This window comes from Mesorhizobium sp. YC-39 (genome assembly GCF_025753795.1).
Lineage (GTDB): Bacteria > Pseudomonadota > Alphaproteobacteria > Rhizobiales > Rhizobiaceae > Mesorhizobium.
The window spans coordinates 56,446-74,767 of record NZ_JAOWPS010000014.1 but is presented as its reverse complement, the minus strand read 5'-3'; the positions used below and the strand labels follow the sequence as shown (position 1 = coordinate 74,767).

The window sequence follows — 18,322 nt, the reverse complement described above, 5'->3', positions numbered from 1 at the left end:
TCTACGACTGTCTGGGAGCCTCGAACCCGTCAGACCTTGGTTCTGAGGCCCTTAGGGTCGAAAAAGGCCTGAAGCGAAGCGTCCGCGTCGTACAGCTTGCCAGCAATTTCGATCTGCCAGCTTCCGGAGTCGATCCACCCCCGACTGACGCCATCAGCGTGGTTGACGTAGCCCAGCCCTATCGATGACCCCAAGGTAAAGCTCCGGACCCCAGAGGAGATGTAGCCGACAATGCCACCATTGTAGCGGATCAGCTCTTCGCGAAAGAGCAGGGGCTTTGGATCCCTCAGCTTGAATGAGAGGAGCCGTTTTCGCGGCGTGCCGGCCGCCTTCTGGGCCTCCGTGGCATCCTTGCCTTGAAAACCACAGGGCTTGGACCAGTCAATCGTAAAGCCGAGTCCGGCCTCAAGCAGTGTGTCAACCGGGGTGAGGTCAAGCTCATACTCTCGGTATGCTCGTTCGGAGCGGAGATGCTCCAGCGCGTGGTAGCCGGCCGGTCTTAGCCCATGCTCGCTTCCGGCCTCCCACAAGATGTCAAAAACGTGCTGTGCCATCTCTGTGGGGATATGGAGCTCCCAGCCCAGTTCTCCGACATAAGTGAGCCGGTTCGCGATAACTCGCGCGTAACCGACGTCGATCTCCTGACTGGTGGCGAATGGAAATGCTTCATTTGAAAGGTCAGTGTCGGTGACTTTGGAGAGGATCTCGCGGGATTTTGGTCCCTGCAGCGACAGCACCGCGTAGCCCGAGGTAACGTCCGTCAGCGTCACGTTCCAGTCGCTGGTGATATGCTTGCGAATCCAGGCGGTGTCTCGTGGGTGGACAGTGGCCGACGATATGATGAGGTATTCGGTTTCCGAAAGTCGATTGACGGTTACGTCGGTTTCGATGCCACCCTTCTTGTTGAGCATGTGCGTATAGACGAGCTTGCCGACTGGTACGTCGACATTGCCGGCGCAGAGCCATTGGAGAAAGCGGCAGGCGTCTTGGCCCTGGACAAGGTGCTTGCCGAAAGAACTCTGGTCCAATAGCACTGCATCGGTACGCGCGGCACGGCATTCTTCAGCGGTGTACTTGAACCAATTGGGTTCCTCATACGAATAGACATTCTCCGTGGGCTGGCCTTCTCCGGCAAACCACATTGGACGCTCCCAGCCCATGCCCTCCCCGAAACTTGCCCCAAGTTTCGCCCAACGATCATGGAGGGCGCTTTTGCGGACCCCGCGCGAGCTTTCCCGCTGATAATTTGGCCAATGCATCTTATAGTGAAGGCCGAGCACCTCGGCTGTGCGATCGTGCAGGTAGCGTTTGTTGATCTGGAACGGATGGAACCTGGCCACATCGACGAAGCTGATGTCCATCTGCGGTGACTTGGCAACGATCCATTCGGCCAGAGCCCTCCCGGCTCCCGCTCCAAACTCGATACCCTCGGAATTGTAGCCGGCCGACACGTAAAGGTTTTTCAGTCCCGGAACCTCGCCGATCATGAAGAGCAGGTCTGGCGTAAAGCTCTCAGGGCCATTGAAAAACTTCGCGATTCCGGCGTTGGCGAGCCCAGGCACGATTTCGATGGCCTTGGTCATAGGCAGCTCGAAATGATCCCAATCCTCCCAGAGTTCGATAAAGGCAGTATCCTTGGGCAGGCGTTCCATCGCGACAGGCTTGCCCCAAGGCTCGAAAGCGCCGATCAGGAGCTTGCCTGCGTCTTCCTTTAGGTACACGTGACCATCGGTATCGCGCAGCACTGGAAGCGTCGGCGGGATGAAGTCCATAGGTTCGGTGACCACGTAGAAATGCTCGGCCGCATACAGGGGCACGCGTGCGCCCAACCGCGCTGCCAGGTCCCGTGTCCAGAGCCCGCAGGCCAAAACCAAGGTTTCCGCCTCGATGACCCCATAGTCGGTCTGAAGCTGGTAGAGACCTTCCGGCGTCCGCCAAAGGTCCTTTACCTCTTGGTTCTCAAAGATGCGGGCCCCATTCTGCTTCGCTCCCGCTGCCAGCGCCATGCACGTGTCGATCGGGTTTGTCTGCCCGTCCCGGGGGATGAACACCGCGCCCTCGATGATTGAAGCGTCGATTGCCGGGTAAAGCGCCTTGGCCTCCGCCGGGGAGATCATATGGGCTTCAAGTCCAAAGCTCTTGGCGACCGACGCGTTGCGGGCGGTCTCGTGAAGACGATCCTTGGTCCGGGCGACGCCGAGTGTGCCGTTGCGCTTCAGCCCGGTAGCCTGGCCTGTTTCAGCTTCAAGGGCGTCATAAAGCTCAGCATTGTATTTCGCAATTTCGGTCAGCGAATGTGTGCCACGTGTCTGCATGATCAGACCAGCCGCATGCCAAGTGGAGCCTGAAGTCAGCGTGTTCCGCTCCAAGATCGCAACATCTTTCTTGCCCAGCTTCGCGAGATGATACGCAACGCTCGCGCCAACTATGCCGCCTCCCAGAATAACGATCTCATGGTGACGGGCTGCTGTAGCGCGGGGGCGCAAGAATGGGAAATGTGTCATGGAACCCTGTGATTGAATAAAGGGCCGTACGCGCCCTCCTGTATAAACCGTGACGAAATTTAGCCGGCCTTCCACGCGGATATTCCGCGTATTTCTCGCGGAGTTAAAGTGTTGGCCGCGACGAAAGGGCAGGTTTTGCGGCTATCAGGCGCCGTCCTCGCCGAAAGCTCGTGGACTTGGCCTACGGCTTGCGCCTGGCGGGCAGACGCCGTTTCTGGGGATGGTTTCGCGTCAACCTTGTCGCTGCAAAAAAGCGTGGGCGGCCTTCCGGTCAGTCTGTGGGGATTACACTTCCGCGTTTGTAGAGCTGCAGACAGACACTTGTGTTGATGCGTTTGATATTCGGGTTCATCTCAACCATCATCTGGGTGATGTGGTCGTACTCCTCGACATCTTTCGCTGTGATAACCACGGTCAAGTCGGATGCTCCTGTGGTGTAGAATGCCTGCTGGACATAGCTCTCCCCCAGCAGCCATTTCTTAAGCTGGCCGAGCAAGTCCTTGCGTTCTCGTTCAACCTCGATGGCAGCCAGAAACACTAGCGGACGGCCGACTTTCTTGCCGTCGACTACCGCAACCGTTGCGACTATTACCCCCAAGTCCTTCAAGCGCTTGATGCGACGCTGGACCGCCGAGGCGGACAGGTTCACCTCTTCGGCGATCGTCGACGCTGGAAGCTCGGCGTCCAGCTGGATGATCGCGAGGATTTTTCTGTCGTAATCGTCGATGTCTTCAGTACTCAAAAATGCCTCCGAGAGCGGGCAAGTACCTCGCGCTTCTAACCGATGGCCGGAACATCTGCCAGTAAATCCAGACAAAGACGCACCACCGCGTCTGTGGTCGGAGCAAGAAGATCGTCCGATGCGCCGAAGGTCGGTGTGTGCAGAAACGACTCGTTGCCGGGCTCGCGGCTGCCGAACCAGAAGTAAATCGAAGGCACCGTCTCCGAATAATAGCCGAAATCATCGCTGCCCTCTTCCTGCGGGTCAGTCGACAGTGCGGTCTGGCCCTCTGCTTTGACAACGATTTTTTGAAAACGCGCGACGAGCCCAGGATCGTTGACTACGGCAGGCTCTCCACGGATCTGGTCGACGCGGGCTCGGCCATGGTGAAGTGCAGCCAGCCCGTGTGCCAGCTCTGCCACTCTCTTGTTGATCATTTGCCTTCGATCGCGCGTCCGCGTCCGGATCGTGCCTTCTACAGTCACCTCGGGACAAATGATGTTCGCCGCTTCTCCGCCCTTTATCTTGCCGATCGTGATGACCGTTGCGTCCCGGGCTGGGAACTCGCGTGACACGACCTTCTGAACCTCACAGATAAACGCGGCGGCAATGGCGATGGCATCGACCCCCTTGTGCGGCATGGCCCCGTGCGCCATCTGGCCGATGAATGTGATTGAGAACTGGTCCGCTGATTTGCTCACAGCACCGGGCAGGGCGTTGAAGACGCCGACCGGGAGGTTAGGGTTTATATGGATCCCAATAGCGTGGTCGAAACCACCAAGCAGGTTTTCGCTCGTGACCGAGCGCCCTCCGACCGGCTCCGCTTCCTCGGCGGGGTGGAAGAAGACTCGGACCTTGCCGGAAAAACGGTTCCGCTGGCGGTGCAAAGCCAACGCTGTTCCTAGCGCCACCGAGGCGTGGATGTCATGGCCGCATGCGTGCATGACGCCTGGAACTTGTGAACGGAAAGGGACGTCGTCGCGCGTCTCGTGGATAGGTAAGGCGTCAATGTCGCCTCGAACGGCGATTGACCGCGACAAGCCGTTCGCCTGGCCTAGGATATCCACGTAAAGGCCGGTATTGTGGAAAGGGACGGAACCGCTCAGTCCGTGGCGGTCAAGGATCTCTCGGATTCGAGCTTGCGTTTTCCACTCACAGTTGGAGAGTTCCGGCTCCCGATGCATCGCCTGGCGAAGCTCGATGATGGCGTCCCGCTCGGCGCTGTCGAGCGCCGAGCCGAGCCGTTCTGTTGTCAGCTGAGAAACCATCCAAGTCTCATGTTTGGAGAAGGTGCCGCACCGCGGTGAATATGCACGACAGTGCGGCCATCGCCTCTAGTTTTGGGAGTAAAGGCGATGCTGAGCGTACCATCAGCGAATTTGCTATAGTCGACATTTGTTCCCTGAATGCTCGAATGGGTATCACCATATTGAGAGCACGTGCGTTTATTCCGCGTATTTCATCGTAGTAGCGCGGCGCCCCCGCGCCATTTCCAGGGTATTGGGCGAATTATGTCGCATTTTGCCACAGAGTGGCTTTGCCAAACGGTTTCGTGGACCCTTGGTAGAATTGGCAACCGACCGAAAGGTTCGGATGCTGTCTCGGCCATCTTTTTTGCCTGAGGCCGCGTTTGCCTCTGAAGTCGCGGCACCGCGTCTAGCAATGGGTAGGCATACTGTCGTATTGCCTTGAGGACGGCTTCGTCGCCGTTGTGGTATGCGAATGTGATCTTGATCGAGCCGTCGTCGTGCAATTCGGCGGAACCATCGCCGGTGACTTCATCCATCTCGTCGAAGCCGGCCGCCACGCAAACATCGAACTTTTTGGGGTCAGTTTACAAATATGGGACAATATCTATATGGCCAAGCCTTTGCGCGATCTCAGTTTCCGCTGCGCGCCGATTCGCGAAACTCGTCGCACTGACATCGATGATGGCTACCCGATCCTGCAAAACCGCTCCGCATCGCGCCGGTTCTCAGGAGCGATCCGGAACAGCTTCACGCTCTGTCCCCCAACACCCCGCGCGGGGGTGCGTGTGCGAAAATCTCTCACATCACGACGAACGATAGGTAATTTCCGCGCGATGGTCGCTTAGAATGCGGAATTGCGGCGATCGGTTGGGGTTTAATTGAGCGTGCCGACGTTTCAAGCATCTTTGGAAGAGGCTGAACAACCATCAGCCGGAAGCGGGTCGCTTGTACGGCAAAACGCCGTTTTCTCTATAAGCAAACGCGAGCGCAGGTTGCGTCCGTTCTGACACTCTTTCTCTCAAAGGATCTATCATGACGACACAGGCTGAAGAACATTTAGACAGTTATGACCTGGTCGGGTCTTTGGAAACGAGCGTGGATGACGGTTTCACGATGGTCGCCGTCGGCGACCTCATCGTTACAAGACCGCTGACGAAAGGCGGACACCCAGGATTTGATAAGGTCATTGAAATTCTGCGCAATGCAGACGCAACGTTGGGAAACATGGAGACGAATATCTTCGATATTCGATCCTTCAGGGGCAGTCCACAGGCGGAATTTGGTGGCGCTTATCACGCAAGCCTGCCAACGCTCGGTCCCGACCTAAAGGAGATGGGGTTCAACGTCGTCAGCTATGCGAACAATCATACCTTCGATTGGGGGGTCGAGGGCATGCGAGAAACCATAGAGACCCTCGAAAAGAACGGCATAGTCCACGCGGGCGCTGGCGAGAATCTGTCACAAGCGGCCGCCGCACGCTTCCTTGAAACACCCCGTGGTCGAGTCGGCCTTGTGTCATGCGCTGCAACATTTACGCCTCAGTCGAGGGCAGCCGATCCGGCAGCGGAGGCTCCGGGAAGGCCAGGCATAAACCCCCTGCGTCTCACCAGAAATGTGGTCGTACCTCAAACGATGTTGGAGGATTTGAGGCGGGTACGGGACGCTCTGCCAGGCTACAAGCTATCCCAGCAGCACCTCGACAAAGTCATTTTGGCCGAGACGACATATATTGCCGGCAGCACTCCGGGCTTTAGCTACGCGCCGAACCCGAAGGATGTCGAGACCATTCTGCGGAATGTTCGCCGTGGTAAGCAATACTCCGATTTCTGCATTCTCGCGAACCACGGGCATGAGCCAGGCAATTGGAGCCAGCAGCCTGCAGACTATGAACAGGCATTCGCACGCTCTGCGATTGATGCCGGCGCCGACGCCTATGTAGCTCATGGACCTCATCAACTTCGCGGCATTGAAGTCTATAACGGCCGGCCCATTTTCTACAGCCTCGCCAACTTCATGATCGATGACCTTCGAACTCCAATAGGTATCGACATGTTTGAGACTTATGGGAAGGATCCACGGCTTCATACTGACGCCGAGGTGACGGTCGCCGAGATGACAAGTGGATACGACACAGCTCCAGGTTTTACGGATCCGGTCTTCTACGAGAGCATTATCACGGTCACGAGGTTTGAACGCAACCAGCTCAAGGAACTCCGGCTGTACCCTGTGGAGCTGGGACATTCCAAACGATTGGCAAAACGCGGAATACCGAGCCTTGCAAGTTCTCAGCAATCGAAGTCCATTCTCGAACGGCTGCAAAGTCTTTCAAAGCCTTTCGGAACGAAAATCACAATCGTCGGTGATATCGGTCTCATCGCAGTTTGAGTCGATTACTCCGTGTTATCTTCAACGGTGCTTCAAGGATAAACTGGCCGATAAATCGAAACTTGTCTTCGCAGAGGGGATGGGTGGGGAGCGCGAGGCCGGTTCAGGGGGACCCTCGCCCGGAGTTGGCTATTGCCCTAAAAATGCAAGATTGAGGCAGAACCCCTTTAAATACAGTGCGACAAGGACCTCGTCGAACGATGGCGGTTTTTCATCGAACATCTTCGACGCCATGCTGCGTTCGCCCCACGCAGATCGCGCAGCCACTTCTCAGATGGAAGCTGGAGCGTCCCAGGCCTTGTCGTATCCAGCTAGAGCGGAAAAAGACCGCCTTCTGGCACATCAATATCGCCAATATTTTTGCATTGCTCTAGTCATTATTGTTGTGAAGAGATATTCTGGCCTATTTACTTGCTGCTCAAGTCACGCATAAAAAGAAATTAGCACCAATTCGGTAGCTTAACCCTGTCTTCCCGTACTCGCGGTCCGTGGCGCCGAGTAGACGATCAAAGACCGCCAGTCCGCTCACCAATAGGTCGGCACTAGCGTCTTAGGGCCTGTTGGGAAGCCACAGGAGTAGGACAATGTCCACGGGTTCGGGTAAGGGCGATAATCATGGCAGCGGCCCAGGAAATATCGAGATCACCGTTGTGGTGAACGGCCAACCCACGCGGGTCGAAGCCAATCCCCACCAGCCGCTTCACGTCGTTCGCACCAAAGCCCTTGAGAACACCCAGAACGTGGCCCAACCGGCCGAGAATTGGGAATTCAAGGATGAGGCCGGCAACTTGCTCGACGTCGACAAGAAGGTTGGCGAATTCGGTTTCCCCAACACTTTGACCCTGTTCCTCAGTCTAAAGGTGGGCATCGTAGGTGCCTGAACCTCAAACTGTGGATCCGAAGGTCTCCCGAGCGAAGTTTGACCGGGAGATCGGCCGGTTCAGGCCATATGCTGATGCCTATCGGGCTCAGGGCTGCTTCTTGATCGAGGCGAGCTTCCCGAGCGCTTTCTTCATTTTCGCAAGCCCGAAGCTCACATGAGGAGTGATGCGTCAAGGCAATTTGCCTTGGCCCGGCATTCCTCGGTGCAACGCGCCCGATACAGCCGTCGCGTTCGGTGGCTTCACCCCTGCCGACATAATGGCACTTCCCGTCAGCCGTGGGATGTCGCGGGCAATGACCACTCCATGCTCGGAAAGGAGGCCACGAATCTGATTGACGAGTCTGACCCGGTCGGCGACCAGACGCCGACGAATGCGATGAACGGCCTAGATTGCCAGCTGATCAGTCGACTTCGGCGGCACAAAGCGCATTGATGGCCGGCCGACCGCCTCGCAGATAGCTTCCGCATCGTTCCGGTCGTTCTTGTTCGACTTGATCTATGGTGTCACGAACTGAGGGCAGCCGAACCTCATGGCCGAGATCGGAAAGCACTCTTGCCCAATAATGCGCTCCGTTCGAGGCTTCCATCCCGACCAGACATCGTGGCAGGTTGGCGAAGAAGCTGGCTACCGCATGGCGGCGTAGCGTTTTGCGTACGACAACTTTCCCGTGGCAGTCGACACCGTGAACCTCGAAGACGTATTTCGCTAGATCCACACCTATTCGAACGATCTGCAAGACATCCTCCTTCGTTGCAGTTGGCGTTCGAGATTTCACCGCGCCTGGAAGGCGGGGTCCATACCATTGGCTCCTGCCGCGCAAGAGAGACTCTGGCTTTTCCACCTCCCGATCGGGTGCGGTCATGTGCCCGGCCTGTTGATGCGGCATTGATTACGGCTGGCCCTGATGGAAGTGCGCGGATCGGGTCTCAATCCCTATTACGCGGTATTGATAATCCGCATGGCTATCGGCGAGTTTTCCCGATCCCGGTTCGACCGGTTGGCATCACGTCTTATTCACCCTTACGATCTCTGGTAGGCCTGTAGCTCTCCCCTATCTCAACTAATCCGTGATCCTCCTGCTACACCGCTGTCGCGGGTACTCTGAAGGTTTCCTGCCTCGTTATGATCGCCCATGCGGATTCCGACGTGGAGGCGGCCGCCATTCCGATTTGAAGCCGGCCACCATTCCAATCAAAAGTCGCCAATTTTCGGCACTGAACATTACCCCCTGGGTCAGCAACTTTGGCATCAAATGCCCCGCGATGAACGGGGAGATTTTGATGCCGGCAAAGAGAAGGCTGACCATGAGACAGTTACGACAAATGCTGCGGCTTGCCGGAAGCGGGACGAGCTCCCGCGAGATTGCCGTCGTGTTGGGAATAGCGCGCAGTACGGTGTAGGATAATCTGCAGCGCGCAGCGGCGGTTGGATTGAGCTGGGCCTTGCCGGGCGAACTTAGCGACGATGCGCTCGAGAACAAACTCTTCACTCGCAACGGCGTCATCAGCCGCGCCAGTTTCTACGATTTCCAGATCAACCGCAGCTACGGCATGATGGCATCCCACTATGGTGTCGATGTCCTGCCGGCACGGCCGAGACGGCCGAAGGACAAATCCAAAGTCGAGAACGGCGTCCGCTTCGCCCAATCATGCATTCTGGGGCGGATGCGTGATGTGCTTGAGATCATTGAAGACCGCTACGAACGCCGATCGACAATCGTCACCAGTCAGCTGCCTCTGGATCGCTGGTACGAGATCATTGCAAACCCCAACTCTGGCCGATGCCATTCTGGACCGCCTCGTTCACAACGCCTATCGCATCGATCTCACCGGTGAAAGCATGCGAAAACAGCGCTCGCCAAGAGCGTCTGAAACAGCCCAAGCTTGACCTGAAACGAAACCCAATCCAAACATCAACGAGACCCAGGATCAGTCCGAAAAAATGGCCGGCTTCAAATCGGAATCGATGGCCGGCTTCGTCGGAATACGCACGCCCATGCGATCCGAGCCATCTTGTTGGCCATAGCGACCGTAACCAGACGCGGCGGGCGACGCTCAAGCAGACCATTGTGCGCCAGGCGCGCTTTTTGCTCGCGCGTAGCGAAGCATGCCAGTCGCGCCAATCACCAGCATGCGCCGGATGTAGCGGTGCTTTGATATCCGGCCCAGCGGGAACCGTCGCCGCAATAGCGGATGCGGTCAGCACACCTATCCCGGGGATCGTCGCCAGTCGCCGGCTCATTTCGATCTGCGTGTGCCAGGCCTTGATCGCTTTCCGTTTGTGCGCAATTGCGCGACGAGCGGTCTCAAGGCTGCCTTTGCCAAAGTCGGCAGGCTATCGTCGTCGTCAGCCTCGACTGCGGCGATGATGTCTTCAACCTTTCCGCGTCCCTGCGCGGCGACGAGGCCAAGTTCGGCGGCGTGCTGGATTTCGGTCTTGACCGGCAAACCGGGAAAATAGGAGCCCTTCCTGAGCTTGAGGATGCGCAGCTCGACGGTGCCGGCCTGCGGCTCCCAGTCTGTCGCGGTAGCCGTTGCGCTGAGCCATGCGCAGCGGGTTCTTCTCGCATAGCCGGCGCCGGTGGCGGCGCCCACCTCCGGCTCCATCAGCCGCTCGCCGGCAAAGCCGATCATCTCGCGCAAGATATCGGCGTCGGGGGTCTTCTCCACGAGCGTGAGCAGGTTCATCATGTCGTCGGTCATCGATGGTTCCTTCGAATCAGGTTGGTGTCAGCAACCCGACCCTATCGGGAACATCGATGACCGCCGCTACGCCGCTCGCTCGCTTCAGCGCTGTTGAGGGCGCGCTAGCGAGCGGCTTCGTCACCGCCGAGTTACACCACTCAGCGGGGCACGACCCGCCATGCCTGAGAAAACGCCGGGCAAACGACCCCTACTGTCGCGTTTGTCGAATCCGCGACACGTTTCGGCCTAGTTGCCTGATGGACTCCGGGCCAAGTCATTGAACAAAAATCAGAAAAATATTTCTAAGGCTCCGTCGGCGCAATTGGCATGACTTTTGAGAAGTCCTCTTCGTGAAACGCGAGGTCAGGCGGCACCGGTGTTCGTCCAAGTTGAGCTGTGGCTCGGACCTGGGTGCGCCAATCCGACAAGCTCCTTGGTTCGACCACGAACCCCATTGCAGGCATTCCCGCCGGTCTGCCTACCTAGTATCCAAATAGAGAGGCAACGATGACTGACCAAAGTGCACCGGATCGCGAGGAGGAATTCGCGATCTTCAACCATCTTGAGTCTGAAGTTCGCAGCTACGCCCGCAGCTTTCCCGTCGTTTTCGCGAGGGCTCGAGGGGCTCAGCTGTTTGCGCGAGATGGGACGGCCTATCTCGACTTTCTCATGGGCTGCTCAAGTTTAAACTATGGGCACAACCCCCCTGAGCTGAAGGCCGCGCTCGCAGACTACATTGCGGGCGACGGCATAACGCATGGCCTTGATTTATACAACGAAGCTAAGGAGTCTTTTCTGCGAGAATTCCACGAGACGATCCTTAGGCCGCGACAACTAGACTACGTCGTGCAGTTTCCCGGTCCGACCGGCGCCAACGCGGTCGAGGCTGCCCTCAAGTTAGCTCGCAAGATCACTGGTCGGCCCAACATCATAGCCTTCACCAACGGCTTTCATGGCGTGAGCCTTGGCGCTCTCTCCTGCACCGGCAACCGATATCACCGCGCAGCCGCTGGCCAGCTTCTTGGCGGCGTGACGCGGCTACCCTATGACGGCTATCTTGGGTCCAGTGTGGACACCGCTGACTACCTTGACCGCCTGCTCTCGGATCCCTCCAGTGGCGTGGACGCCCCAGCGGCGGTTATTGTCGAGACAGTTCAGGGCGAAGGCGGCCTCAATGTCGGCGGGACGGAGTGGCTGCGCAAGGTGGCGGCAATTGCGCGCAAACACGGAGCTCTGCTGATCGTAGACGACATTCAGGCGGGTGTTGGCCGGACCGATGCGTTCTTCAGCTTCGAGGCGGCCGGTCTCCGACCGGACATCGTCACAATGGCCAAATCGATATCGGGTTATGGCCTGCCTATGGCCCTCGTCCTAATTGATCGACAACTCGACAAGTGGGAACCGGGAGAGCACAACGGGACGTTCCGCGGCAATTGTCATGCTTTCGTCACCGCCCGGGCAGCCGTAGAGCACTTCTGGCGAACGGACAGCTTGGCAGCGTCCGTCAGGGGTAAAGGCAATTTGCTGAAAAGTCGCCTTGAGCAGATTGCGCAGAAGTATGATCCAGAGCGAGTGTCAGTTAAAGGTCGTGGCATGATGCGGGGCATCGATCTGAAGTCTGGCGAGGTTGCGGGGCAGGTCATCAGCAACGCCTTTCAGATGGGCCTCATTGTCGAGACCGCTGGTCCCAAAGATGAGGTCGTGAAATGCCTGCCGCCCCTCGTCATTGGGGAGGCTCAACTTAGCCGAGGTCTCGACATCCTCGAGGACGCTATCGATAGCGTGATGGGCAGCGCAGTGAACACGGCAGCTTGAGAGGTGATGATGATCGTCAGGGATCTCATGAGGAGAAACTGACAGCCCGGCGGGTCGAGACGACGAGTTGGGAAAGCGTGCGGTTGCTCCTCAAGAACGATGGGATGAGCATATCACTAGGATTAATTCGGACGCCCGGCTCAGGATGCATTATGGGAACCACCTTGAGGCGATCTACTGCATCTCGGGAACGGGCTCTATCGAGGGTTCCCAAGCGGATGAGGTCCATGTCGTGTGACCGAACATCATTTACGCGTTCGATAAGCACCTACCTCTTCGTCCCTCCGTTGGCCGGCAGCGAGGTGTACGATGAGACCGGCGCGTATCCTCTCGACTCTGAGGCGATCTGATGTCGCTACAGAAAAGGTTAATGAGCGTCGACATGGAGAGTATTCGGCTCCTCCGCCTCTCCGCAGTCGCTCGTCATGCCAGAGGTCGTGGCTTCCCCTGCGCTAGCACATCCGCAGACCAGGAAAGTACGACGACGCGTGGATTCGATCTACCGCCCATCGCTGGCGTTTCGGAGAACCTTCGCAGGGCATGGCAGCGCTGCGAGCGACGTCAGAAGGAAAAGAGTGTGTGGGCGTCAGCGCGCATGCATGACGTCTTGCCGCGAAATAGCGGCTATGGGCGCCTTGCTGGTGCTGCAGGTTGTCAACTGACCAACCCACCTCGCCGAAAAGGATTTTTGAGGTGAATCTCCTGCCTAACCGCGAGCCTAGCGCCCACTCTGTCGAGAAGATTGGAGGCACGTCGATCTCCAACACCGCTGCCGTATTCGAGAACGTCCTAGTCGGAGGACGAAAGGGGAGCGGACTCTACAACCGGATATTCGTCGTATCCGCTTATAGCGGAATGACCGATCTGCTCCTCGAGCACAAGAAAACTGGCAAGCCCGGCGCCTATGCGCGTTTTGCGGGCGACAGATCAAGATCGGCTTTGGTCGAAGCGATCGCAGAGGTCCATCGTGAGATGAGGAGGATCAATGCGGAAGTCTTCGGCCGCTCGCCGGAAAGGCGCGTCGCCGATGATTTTGTTCGCGACCGCATTGAAGGAGTGCGTAGCTGCCTGTTGGATCTGCAGCGGCTTTGTTCATATGGCCCCTTCAGGCTCGAAGAGCACTTGGATACGGTGCGCGAAGTTCTCGCCGCGCAGGGCGAAGCCCACAGTTCCCACAACACGGCACTGCTCCTCAGGACACTTGGCGTGGAGGCAATCTTCGTGGACATCACGGGCTGGCTTGACGAAACTGAAATGAGCCTTGACGCGCGAATCGAGACGGCGCTATCCGCGATCGACCTCGGCAAGCAGTTGCCGATCATCACGGGCTACAGCCGATGCCCAGGTGGCCTGGTGCAGATTTATGGCCGTGGCTACACCGAGCTTACATTCGCCCGGATCGCCGTACTCACAGGCGCCAGGGAGGCAATAATCCACAAGGAGTACCATCTTTCGACAGCTGACCCCAAGATTGTCGGCATTGAACGGGTCCGCACCATCGGCCACACCAACTATGATGTCGCCGATCACCTCTCTAACCTCGAAGTGGAGGCGATACATCCGGCTGCAGCCAAGGAGCTGCGCCATGCGAATATACCTCTTCGTTTCAAGAATACCTTCGAACCTGGGGACGAAGGAACCGTCATTACGCGCGACTACGTCTCTGACACACCGCAGGCAGAGATTATCACCGGCCTCAGAGGAGTGTACGCCCTAGAGTTTTTCGAGCAGGATATGGTGGGTGTGAACGAATATGAGGCGGAGATTCTGAAGAAGTTGAAAGGCTATGACGTCCGCGTCGTCACTAAGGCATCAAACGCAAATACCATCACGCATTATCTCTCCGCGGCACCCGAGGTAATCGCGCCCGCTGTCCAGGCTCTAGAGGAAAGCTTTCCGACGGCTGATATTGTCACAAAGAAGGTGAGCATTGTCTCGGCCATCGGAAGCGACCTAAATCTCCAAAGCCTAACGTTCATTGCTGTGCAAGCGCTAGCGGATGCTTGCATAGAGGTCCTGGGCATCCATCAGCTCATGCGCAGCGTAGATATAATCTTCATAGTTGATGAATCCCGCTTCGACGATGCTGTTAGGGCGCTTCACGGCGCTCTGATCGAAGATTCACGGCTGCCTCTTGCAGCGCAGCCGTCGTCCGGCGTGGAGCGCTAAGGCTGAGTTACGTGCATCTGGCCGATGATTGATTTGCACAGCGTCACCACCGGCATCGTGGAATCTCGAACACGTCGCAGACTTCGGTTGCGCGAAAATCGCCGTAACGGGTGGGAACATCGGCCCTTATCGATCGCGGGATCGTCGTTTGCTACAAGACCATCTGGAGCGGTCTTCATGCGGCTGTGCTCGCGCAGCGGCAGTTCTTCCGACAGCAGGATGTCGATCGCCTCCAGTGCCGACAATTCCCCATGCTCGATGCGTCGCTCGACATGGTCGAGTGCCTAGAGCGCGCAGACATCTTCGGTCCGAGAGATCGTGGCGGATCCGAATTTTTCAAATGGCCGATACGCCTCGTGCAGCGCCCCCGTTTTCGGAGGATTTCAAGAAATGGATCGAAAGAACCTGGCTTGGCCTGCGTGCCTTGAGCGACTGCTAGCAGGCTTCTCTGATTGGGGTCGTTGAGGTCAAGCTCCTCCCAATAATTTTCCGGACCATGTCGCCCCGCGGGTCACTCGCTTTTCTTCGCGGTCGACGTTAGGCCGCCGCATGATGGGGTCAGTAGAGCGAGGCGTCTCAATCTGTTGAACGACCTTAGGAGAGTTCGTCCTAGGATCGTGCCTGCTAACGAGATCGCCTTGCCCATCGTCCCCACGGGAACCGGCCCACGCCCTTTCGGGCGGAATCAACTCCTCCTTCGTTGGTCCGTTGTGCCTATTTCGTGGCCGATACGGAGCCGGGTGCCTTGCCAAAGCGGAATTCTGTCGCATCGCTCCACATGCGATGCAGGATGACAGCGAGCTTGCGGGCAACAGCAACTCGGGCTCGGGCCATACCGCCGCTTGGCGACGGTCATACCCCACGCTCTGAGGCTCGACCATTTCTTGCTGAGCAACAAGCAGCGAATGAGCCGCCTCATAGAGGGCCTCGCGGGCGAGCTCGTCACCGCATCGGCTTACCTTGCCCTGAATGTCCGTCTCGCCAGATTGATAGCGTGCCGGGGTCAGACCCAAATGCGCTCCGACATCCCTCGATCGGCGAAAGCGGTCCGGCTGATCGACCGTGGCACGAAAGGCGAGCGCGGTGGTGGGTCCCACACCGGGCACGGACATGAGGCGCCGGCAGACTTGCTCCTTGCGGGCGATATTGAGGACCTGTTTTGTCAGTCGCCCGCACTCGCGCAACATCGTTGCCACGATCGCCAGAAGCGGCTCGACAAGCGCCATGATGACCGTATCTGCGCCATTCAGTTCGCGCACGCGATGAGCGAAGGCTGCGCGGCCTGGAGTGCCAAGCTTGATGCCGGCCTCCCGCAGAATTGCCCTGACGACGTTCTCGATGGTCCGCATTTCCTTGAGGACCGTGCGTCGTGCGACGAGGAGGGATCGCCAGAGCCGACACTGCTGGCTCTTCATATGCACCTGCCGATACCAGCCGGTGCGCATGATCTGCGCCAAGGCGCGGGCGTCGTTGCGATCCGTTTTGTTCGGCATCGTTTTCATCGCCGCGTTCGCCTGCCGGGTCTCGATGCAGATCGCCGGCAATCCTTCGGCGCGAATACCGTCATAAAGCCAGGCTCAGCGAGCAAGCTTCGAGCCCGATGCGCTCCAGCGGCAGATCGATTTTCCGCAAGGCTTCATAAAGCGCCCTCGGCTCACTCGCCGCCCGCCCTTCCTTCGCGATCCGGCCACTCTCGTCGACGACACAGATCGCGGTCTCTTCCAAAGACACGCCAAGTCCGGCAAAATACTTCATGGCTGCTCCTCCTGATGTTTGTGGCCATCTACATCGACCACGTTCTCACATCTCGATAGGAGCAGCCGCCCTCAATTTGGCTCGGGCGAGACCCCAATCACCCCATCTGTTGAAAAAGGGCTCGCGACAGCCCCGGGTTCGTGATTCACTCTGACCACCAAGAGGTGGGAGTTTATCGTGCGCGGTGGAGGCGAGCGGTCAGGGGTTGTTCAGCTATGTGGACCTTGAAGCGCGGGTGCGACGCGATCATCCGCTGTGCCGCATTCGGGCGATCGTGAATGAGGCGCTGTCGGCGCTGGAGCGCGAGTTCGCTGCACTGTATTCGCCGATCGGTCGACCATCGATCCCACCGGAAAAGCTGCTCAAGGCGATGCTGCTGCAGGCCTTCTATTCCGCTCGGAACGGCTCTTGATGGAGCGTCTGGAATACGACCTCCTGTTAGCTTAGGATCCGCAATGATCGAAATGCGCCTGCTCGTTTCCTCTATCGGAACAGCCGGTTGAAAGTTCGTGCGTTCCCCTACAGCTACGAGATCATCGTCGACTATCGACTTCTTCTAATTAGCTGCGGGCGTGCGCTCCCCGCCGCCCAATGTCGTCTGGATCACTAATACAGCCCATACATGAGGTTGCTGCTCCCCTCGGCGGATGAGACCGAGCTCGATCGGCCGCTCAGGAAGGCCTTCACCTTGCCGTCGATCTCCTCGCAGAGCCGGCTCACCTGGCTTTTGGAGACGCCGCACGGGCCATCGCCTTGACCAGGTCGTCGACCGAGATGCCCTGCACGTAGGCCTCCTGGATGACCGCGGTGAGCGTCTTCTCGGCCATGCGTCGCGGCTCCAGGAAGCTGGGGAAGTAGGAGCCCTTCCTCAGCTTTGGGATGCGCAGCTCGACCGTGCCGGCCCGCGTCTCCCAGTCCCGGTCGCGATAGCCGTTGCGCTGGACAAGCCGCAGCGGGTTCTTCTCGCCATAGGCGGCGCCGGTGGCCGCGCCAACCTCCATTTCCATGAGCCACTCAGCGGCAAAGCCGATCATCTCCCGCAGCAGAGCGCATCCGGGGTCTTCTCCACGAGCGTGCGCCGGTTCATCATGTCGTCGGTCATCGGTGGTCCTTCCGAAATGTGTTGGCGTCAACAACCAACCCTACCGGAAAGCGCCGATGACCACCGACACGCCGCTCACTCGCTACGGCGCTACTAACGGCGCGCTCGCGGGCGGCTTCGTAACCGCCGAGCTACACCAATCGGCCGGGTACGACCGGCTTTTATCTCTCCCGGTGCAGGATATAAAGGCCACTGCCAATGACCACGAGCGACCCGACTAAGGCCCACAGATCTGGTATATCACCCCAGATAAAAAAACTTAGCGCAACACCCCATATCATGCCCGTATACTCGAACGGCACAACAATTGATGGTGTCGCCATGCGATAGGCTTGGGCCAACATAAGAGTGCCGACGCCACTAAGGAGCCCGACCAGGACAAGAAGACCGCCGCCCGACCACCCCGGCGTGATCCAGACGAAAGGCATTTGAACGCCAGTTGCGGCTATGACGACAATGTTGGCGTAAAAGATCATCGCTACGTTGCTCTCGGTGCGACTGTAAAGGCGGACCAGCACCATCGACAGGGCGTACGCAACGGTAGCAACAAACGCTATGCCCTCCCCGCCGAAAGCGCCATTCATGCCGGGTCGGATCATGATAAGGACGCCAGCAAAGCCCACAAGCACTGCCAGCCAGCGTCCTAAGCCCACACTTTCGTTCAGAATTGGGACCGACAAGGCAGTAATAAATATCGGCGCGGCAAAGCCGATAGCGTATGTGGCGCCCAACGGCATCACCGCCAGGGCCCAGCAAAAGCCGAACGTGCCCACTAGGCTGACAAGACCGCGCAGCAGATGCGCTCCAACCCTACGGGTTTTCAGCGACAAAAGTCCGGGCGGCCTCAATAGTATCGCCAACGTTGGAACAAGTCCTATCAGGGCGCGGAAAAACATGATCTGAGCGATCGAATAGTCGGTCGACAACCATTTGATCATAGCGTCCACGACGCAGAAGATGAACACACCGCCGGCATACAAAGCGATGCCTTGCGCTGGCGACTGCGTTGAGGGTACCAATCTGGGCACACCGTCCAGCGCCCTCATGGCTCAG

At 58.1% G+C, this 18,322-nt stretch carries 13 protein-coding genes and 5 pseudogenes; 9 read left to right on the top strand and 9 right to left on the bottom strand.

Translation table 11 applies throughout. The annotated features are described in order from the left end of the window. Positions 1–29: 29 nt before the first annotated feature. From OHD62_RS34000 to OHD62_RS33990, 3 genes are all read right to left on the bottom strand, one after another. Complete coding sequence (locus tag OHD62_RS34000) at positions 30–2,504, bottom strand: GcvT family protein (protein WP_263791912.1); 2,475 nt, start codon at positions 2,502–2,504, stop codon at positions 30–32. Positions 2,505–2,775: 271 nt separating this feature from the next. Further along, on the bottom strand, positions 2,776–3,246 hold the full coding sequence (locus tag OHD62_RS33995) for an Lrp/AsnC family transcriptional regulator (protein WP_263791910.1): 471 nt from the start codon (positions 3,244–3,246) through the stop codon (positions 2,776–2,778). A gap of 35 nt (positions 3,247–3,281) precedes the next feature. After that, positions 3,282–4,493 carry a M20 family metallopeptidase gene (locus OHD62_RS33990; RefSeq protein WP_263791908.1) on the bottom strand — a complete coding sequence of 404 codons (1,212 nt, stop codon included), beginning with the start codon at positions 4,491–4,493 and terminating at the stop codon, positions 3,282–3,284. 479 nt (positions 4,494–4,972) lie between these two features. Between OHD62_RS33990 and OHD62_RS33985 the strand changes: the two genes are divergently transcribed. The 4 genes from OHD62_RS33985 (at position 4,973) to OHD62_RS33970 (ending at position 7,901) form a co-directional block, all read left to right on the top strand. Further along, positions 4,973–5,320, top strand: coding sequence for a hypothetical protein (locus OHD62_RS33985; RefSeq protein ID WP_263791907.1), 348 nt, complete (start codon positions 4,973–4,975; stop codon positions 5,318–5,320). Positions 5,321–5,507: 187 nt separating this feature from the next. Continuing rightward, complete coding sequence (locus OHD62_RS33980; RefSeq protein WP_263791905.1) at positions 5,508–6,860, top strand: CapA family protein; 1,353 nt, start codon at positions 5,508–5,510, stop codon at positions 6,858–6,860. 584 nt (positions 6,861–7,444) lie between these two features. After that, positions 7,445–7,741 (top strand): DUF2604 domain-containing protein, encoded by a 297-nt coding sequence (locus tag OHD62_RS33975; RefSeq protein ID WP_263791904.1) that lies wholly within the window; start codon positions 7,445–7,447, stop codon positions 7,739–7,741. Beyond that, positions 7,734–7,901: a putative metal-binding protein gene (locus tag OHD62_RS33970; RefSeq protein WP_318528733.1), complete on the top strand. Its 168-nt coding sequence runs from the start codon at positions 7,734–7,736 to the stop codon at positions 7,899–7,901. Before OHD62_RS33975 ends, OHD62_RS33970 begins: the two co-directional genes overlap by 8 nt. Before the next feature lie 243 nt (positions 7,902–8,144). Here the strand turns inward: OHD62_RS33970 and OHD62_RS33965 are convergent, their stop codons facing one another. Continuing rightward, a complete protein-coding gene (locus OHD62_RS33965) occupies positions 8,145–8,480 on the bottom strand; it encodes a hypothetical protein (RefSeq protein WP_412177460.1) in 336 nt (111 codons plus the stop codon). A 931-nt stretch (positions 8,481–9,411) separates the two neighbouring features. On the opposite strand from OHD62_RS33965, the pseudogene OHD62_RS33955 reads away from it, so the two are divergent. Further along, positions 9,412–9,631, top strand: a pseudogene (locus OHD62_RS33955) (ATP-binding protein); the annotation flags it as partial. Positions 9,632–10,194: 563 nt separating this feature from the next. On the opposite strand, the pseudogene OHD62_RS33950 reads toward OHD62_RS33955, so the two are convergent. Beyond that, positions 10,195–10,446 (bottom strand): annotated as a pseudogene (locus OHD62_RS33950) (transposase); the annotation flags it as partial. Positions 10,447–10,935: 489 nt separating this feature from the next. Here OHD62_RS33950 and ectB point away from each other — a divergent pair. The 3 genes from ectB to OHD62_RS33940 all read left to right on the top strand — a co-directional run bounded on the left by ectB (position 10,936) and on the right by OHD62_RS33940 (position 14,412). Then, positions 10,936–12,243 carry a diaminobutyrate--2-oxoglutarate transaminase gene (gene ectB, locus OHD62_RS33945; protein WP_263791902.1) on the top strand — a complete coding sequence of 436 codons (1,308 nt, stop codon included), beginning with the start codon at positions 10,936–10,938 and terminating at the stop codon, positions 12,241–12,243. Between the two features lie 145 nt (positions 12,244–12,388). Beyond that, entirely contained in the window at positions 12,389–12,481 is a 93-nt protein-coding gene (locus OHD62_RS35895) for an ectoine synthase (RefSeq protein ID WP_263807399.1), read from the top strand. Positions 12,482–12,936: 455 nt separating this feature from the next. Beyond that, positions 12,937–14,412: an aspartate kinase gene (locus tag OHD62_RS33940; protein WP_263791901.1), complete on the top strand. Its 1,476-nt coding sequence runs from the start codon at positions 12,937–12,939 to the stop codon at positions 14,410–14,412. Here OHD62_RS33940 and OHD62_RS35655 read toward each other — a convergent pair. Together OHD62_RS35655 and OHD62_RS33930 are read right to left on the bottom strand one after the other, a co-directional pair. Then, entirely contained in the window at positions 14,409–14,657 is a 249-nt protein-coding gene (locus OHD62_RS35655; protein ID WP_318528680.1) for a hypothetical protein, read from the bottom strand. The two genes, OHD62_RS33940 and OHD62_RS35655, sit on opposite strands and share 4 nt — an antisense overlap. A 469-nt stretch (positions 14,658–15,126) precedes the next feature. Further along, positions 15,127–16,167: pseudogene (locus tag OHD62_RS33930) on the bottom strand (IS110 family transposase). 177 nt (positions 16,168–16,344) lie between these two features. On the opposite strand from OHD62_RS33930, the pseudogene OHD62_RS33925 reads away from it, so the two are divergent. Further along, positions 16,345–16,605: pseudogene (locus tag OHD62_RS33925) on the top strand (transposase); the annotation flags it as partial. A gap of 231 nt (positions 16,606–16,836) precedes the next feature. On the opposite strand, the pseudogene OHD62_RS33920 reads toward OHD62_RS33925, so the two are convergent. Together OHD62_RS33920 and OHD62_RS33915 are read right to left on the bottom strand one after the other, a co-directional pair. After that, positions 16,837–17,269, bottom strand: a pseudogene (locus tag OHD62_RS33920) (transposase); the annotation flags it as partial. 161 nt (positions 17,270–17,430) lie between these two features. Next, positions 17,431–18,315 carry a DMT family transporter gene (locus OHD62_RS33915; protein WP_263791899.1) on the bottom strand — a complete coding sequence of 295 codons (885 nt, stop codon included), beginning with the start codon at positions 18,313–18,315 and terminating at the stop codon, positions 17,431–17,433. Between the last annotated feature and the right edge of the window lie 7 nt (positions 18,316–18,322).

Excerpts from the sequence above, each read along its gene's own strand:
- OHD62_RS33990 (WP_263791908.1), bottom strand. The coding sequence starts at position 4,493 with ATGGTTTCTCAGCTGACAACAGAACGGCTCGGCTCGGCGCTCGACAGC.
- OHD62_RS35895 (WP_263807399.1), top strand. The coding sequence starts at position 12,389 with ATGCATTATGGGAACCACCTTGAGGCGATCTACTGCATCTCGGGAACG.
- OHD62_RS33915 (WP_263791899.1), bottom strand. The coding sequence starts at position 18,315 with ATGAGGGCGCTGGACGGTGTGCCCAGATTGGTACCCTCAACGCAGTCG.
- ectB (WP_263791902.1), top strand. The coding sequence starts at position 10,936 with ATGACTGACCAAAGTGCACCGGATCGCGAGGAGGAATTCGCGATCTTC.
- OHD62_RS34000 (WP_263791912.1), bottom strand. The coding sequence starts at position 2,504 with ATGACACATTTCCCATTCTTGCGCCCCCGCGCTACAGCAGCCCGTCAC.
- OHD62_RS33980 (WP_263791905.1), top strand. The coding sequence starts at position 5,508 with ATGACGACACAGGCTGAAGAACATTTAGACAGTTATGACCTGGTCGGG.
- OHD62_RS33975 (WP_263791904.1), top strand. The coding sequence starts at position 7,445 with ATGTCCACGGGTTCGGGTAAGGGCGATAATCATGGCAGCGGCCCAGGA.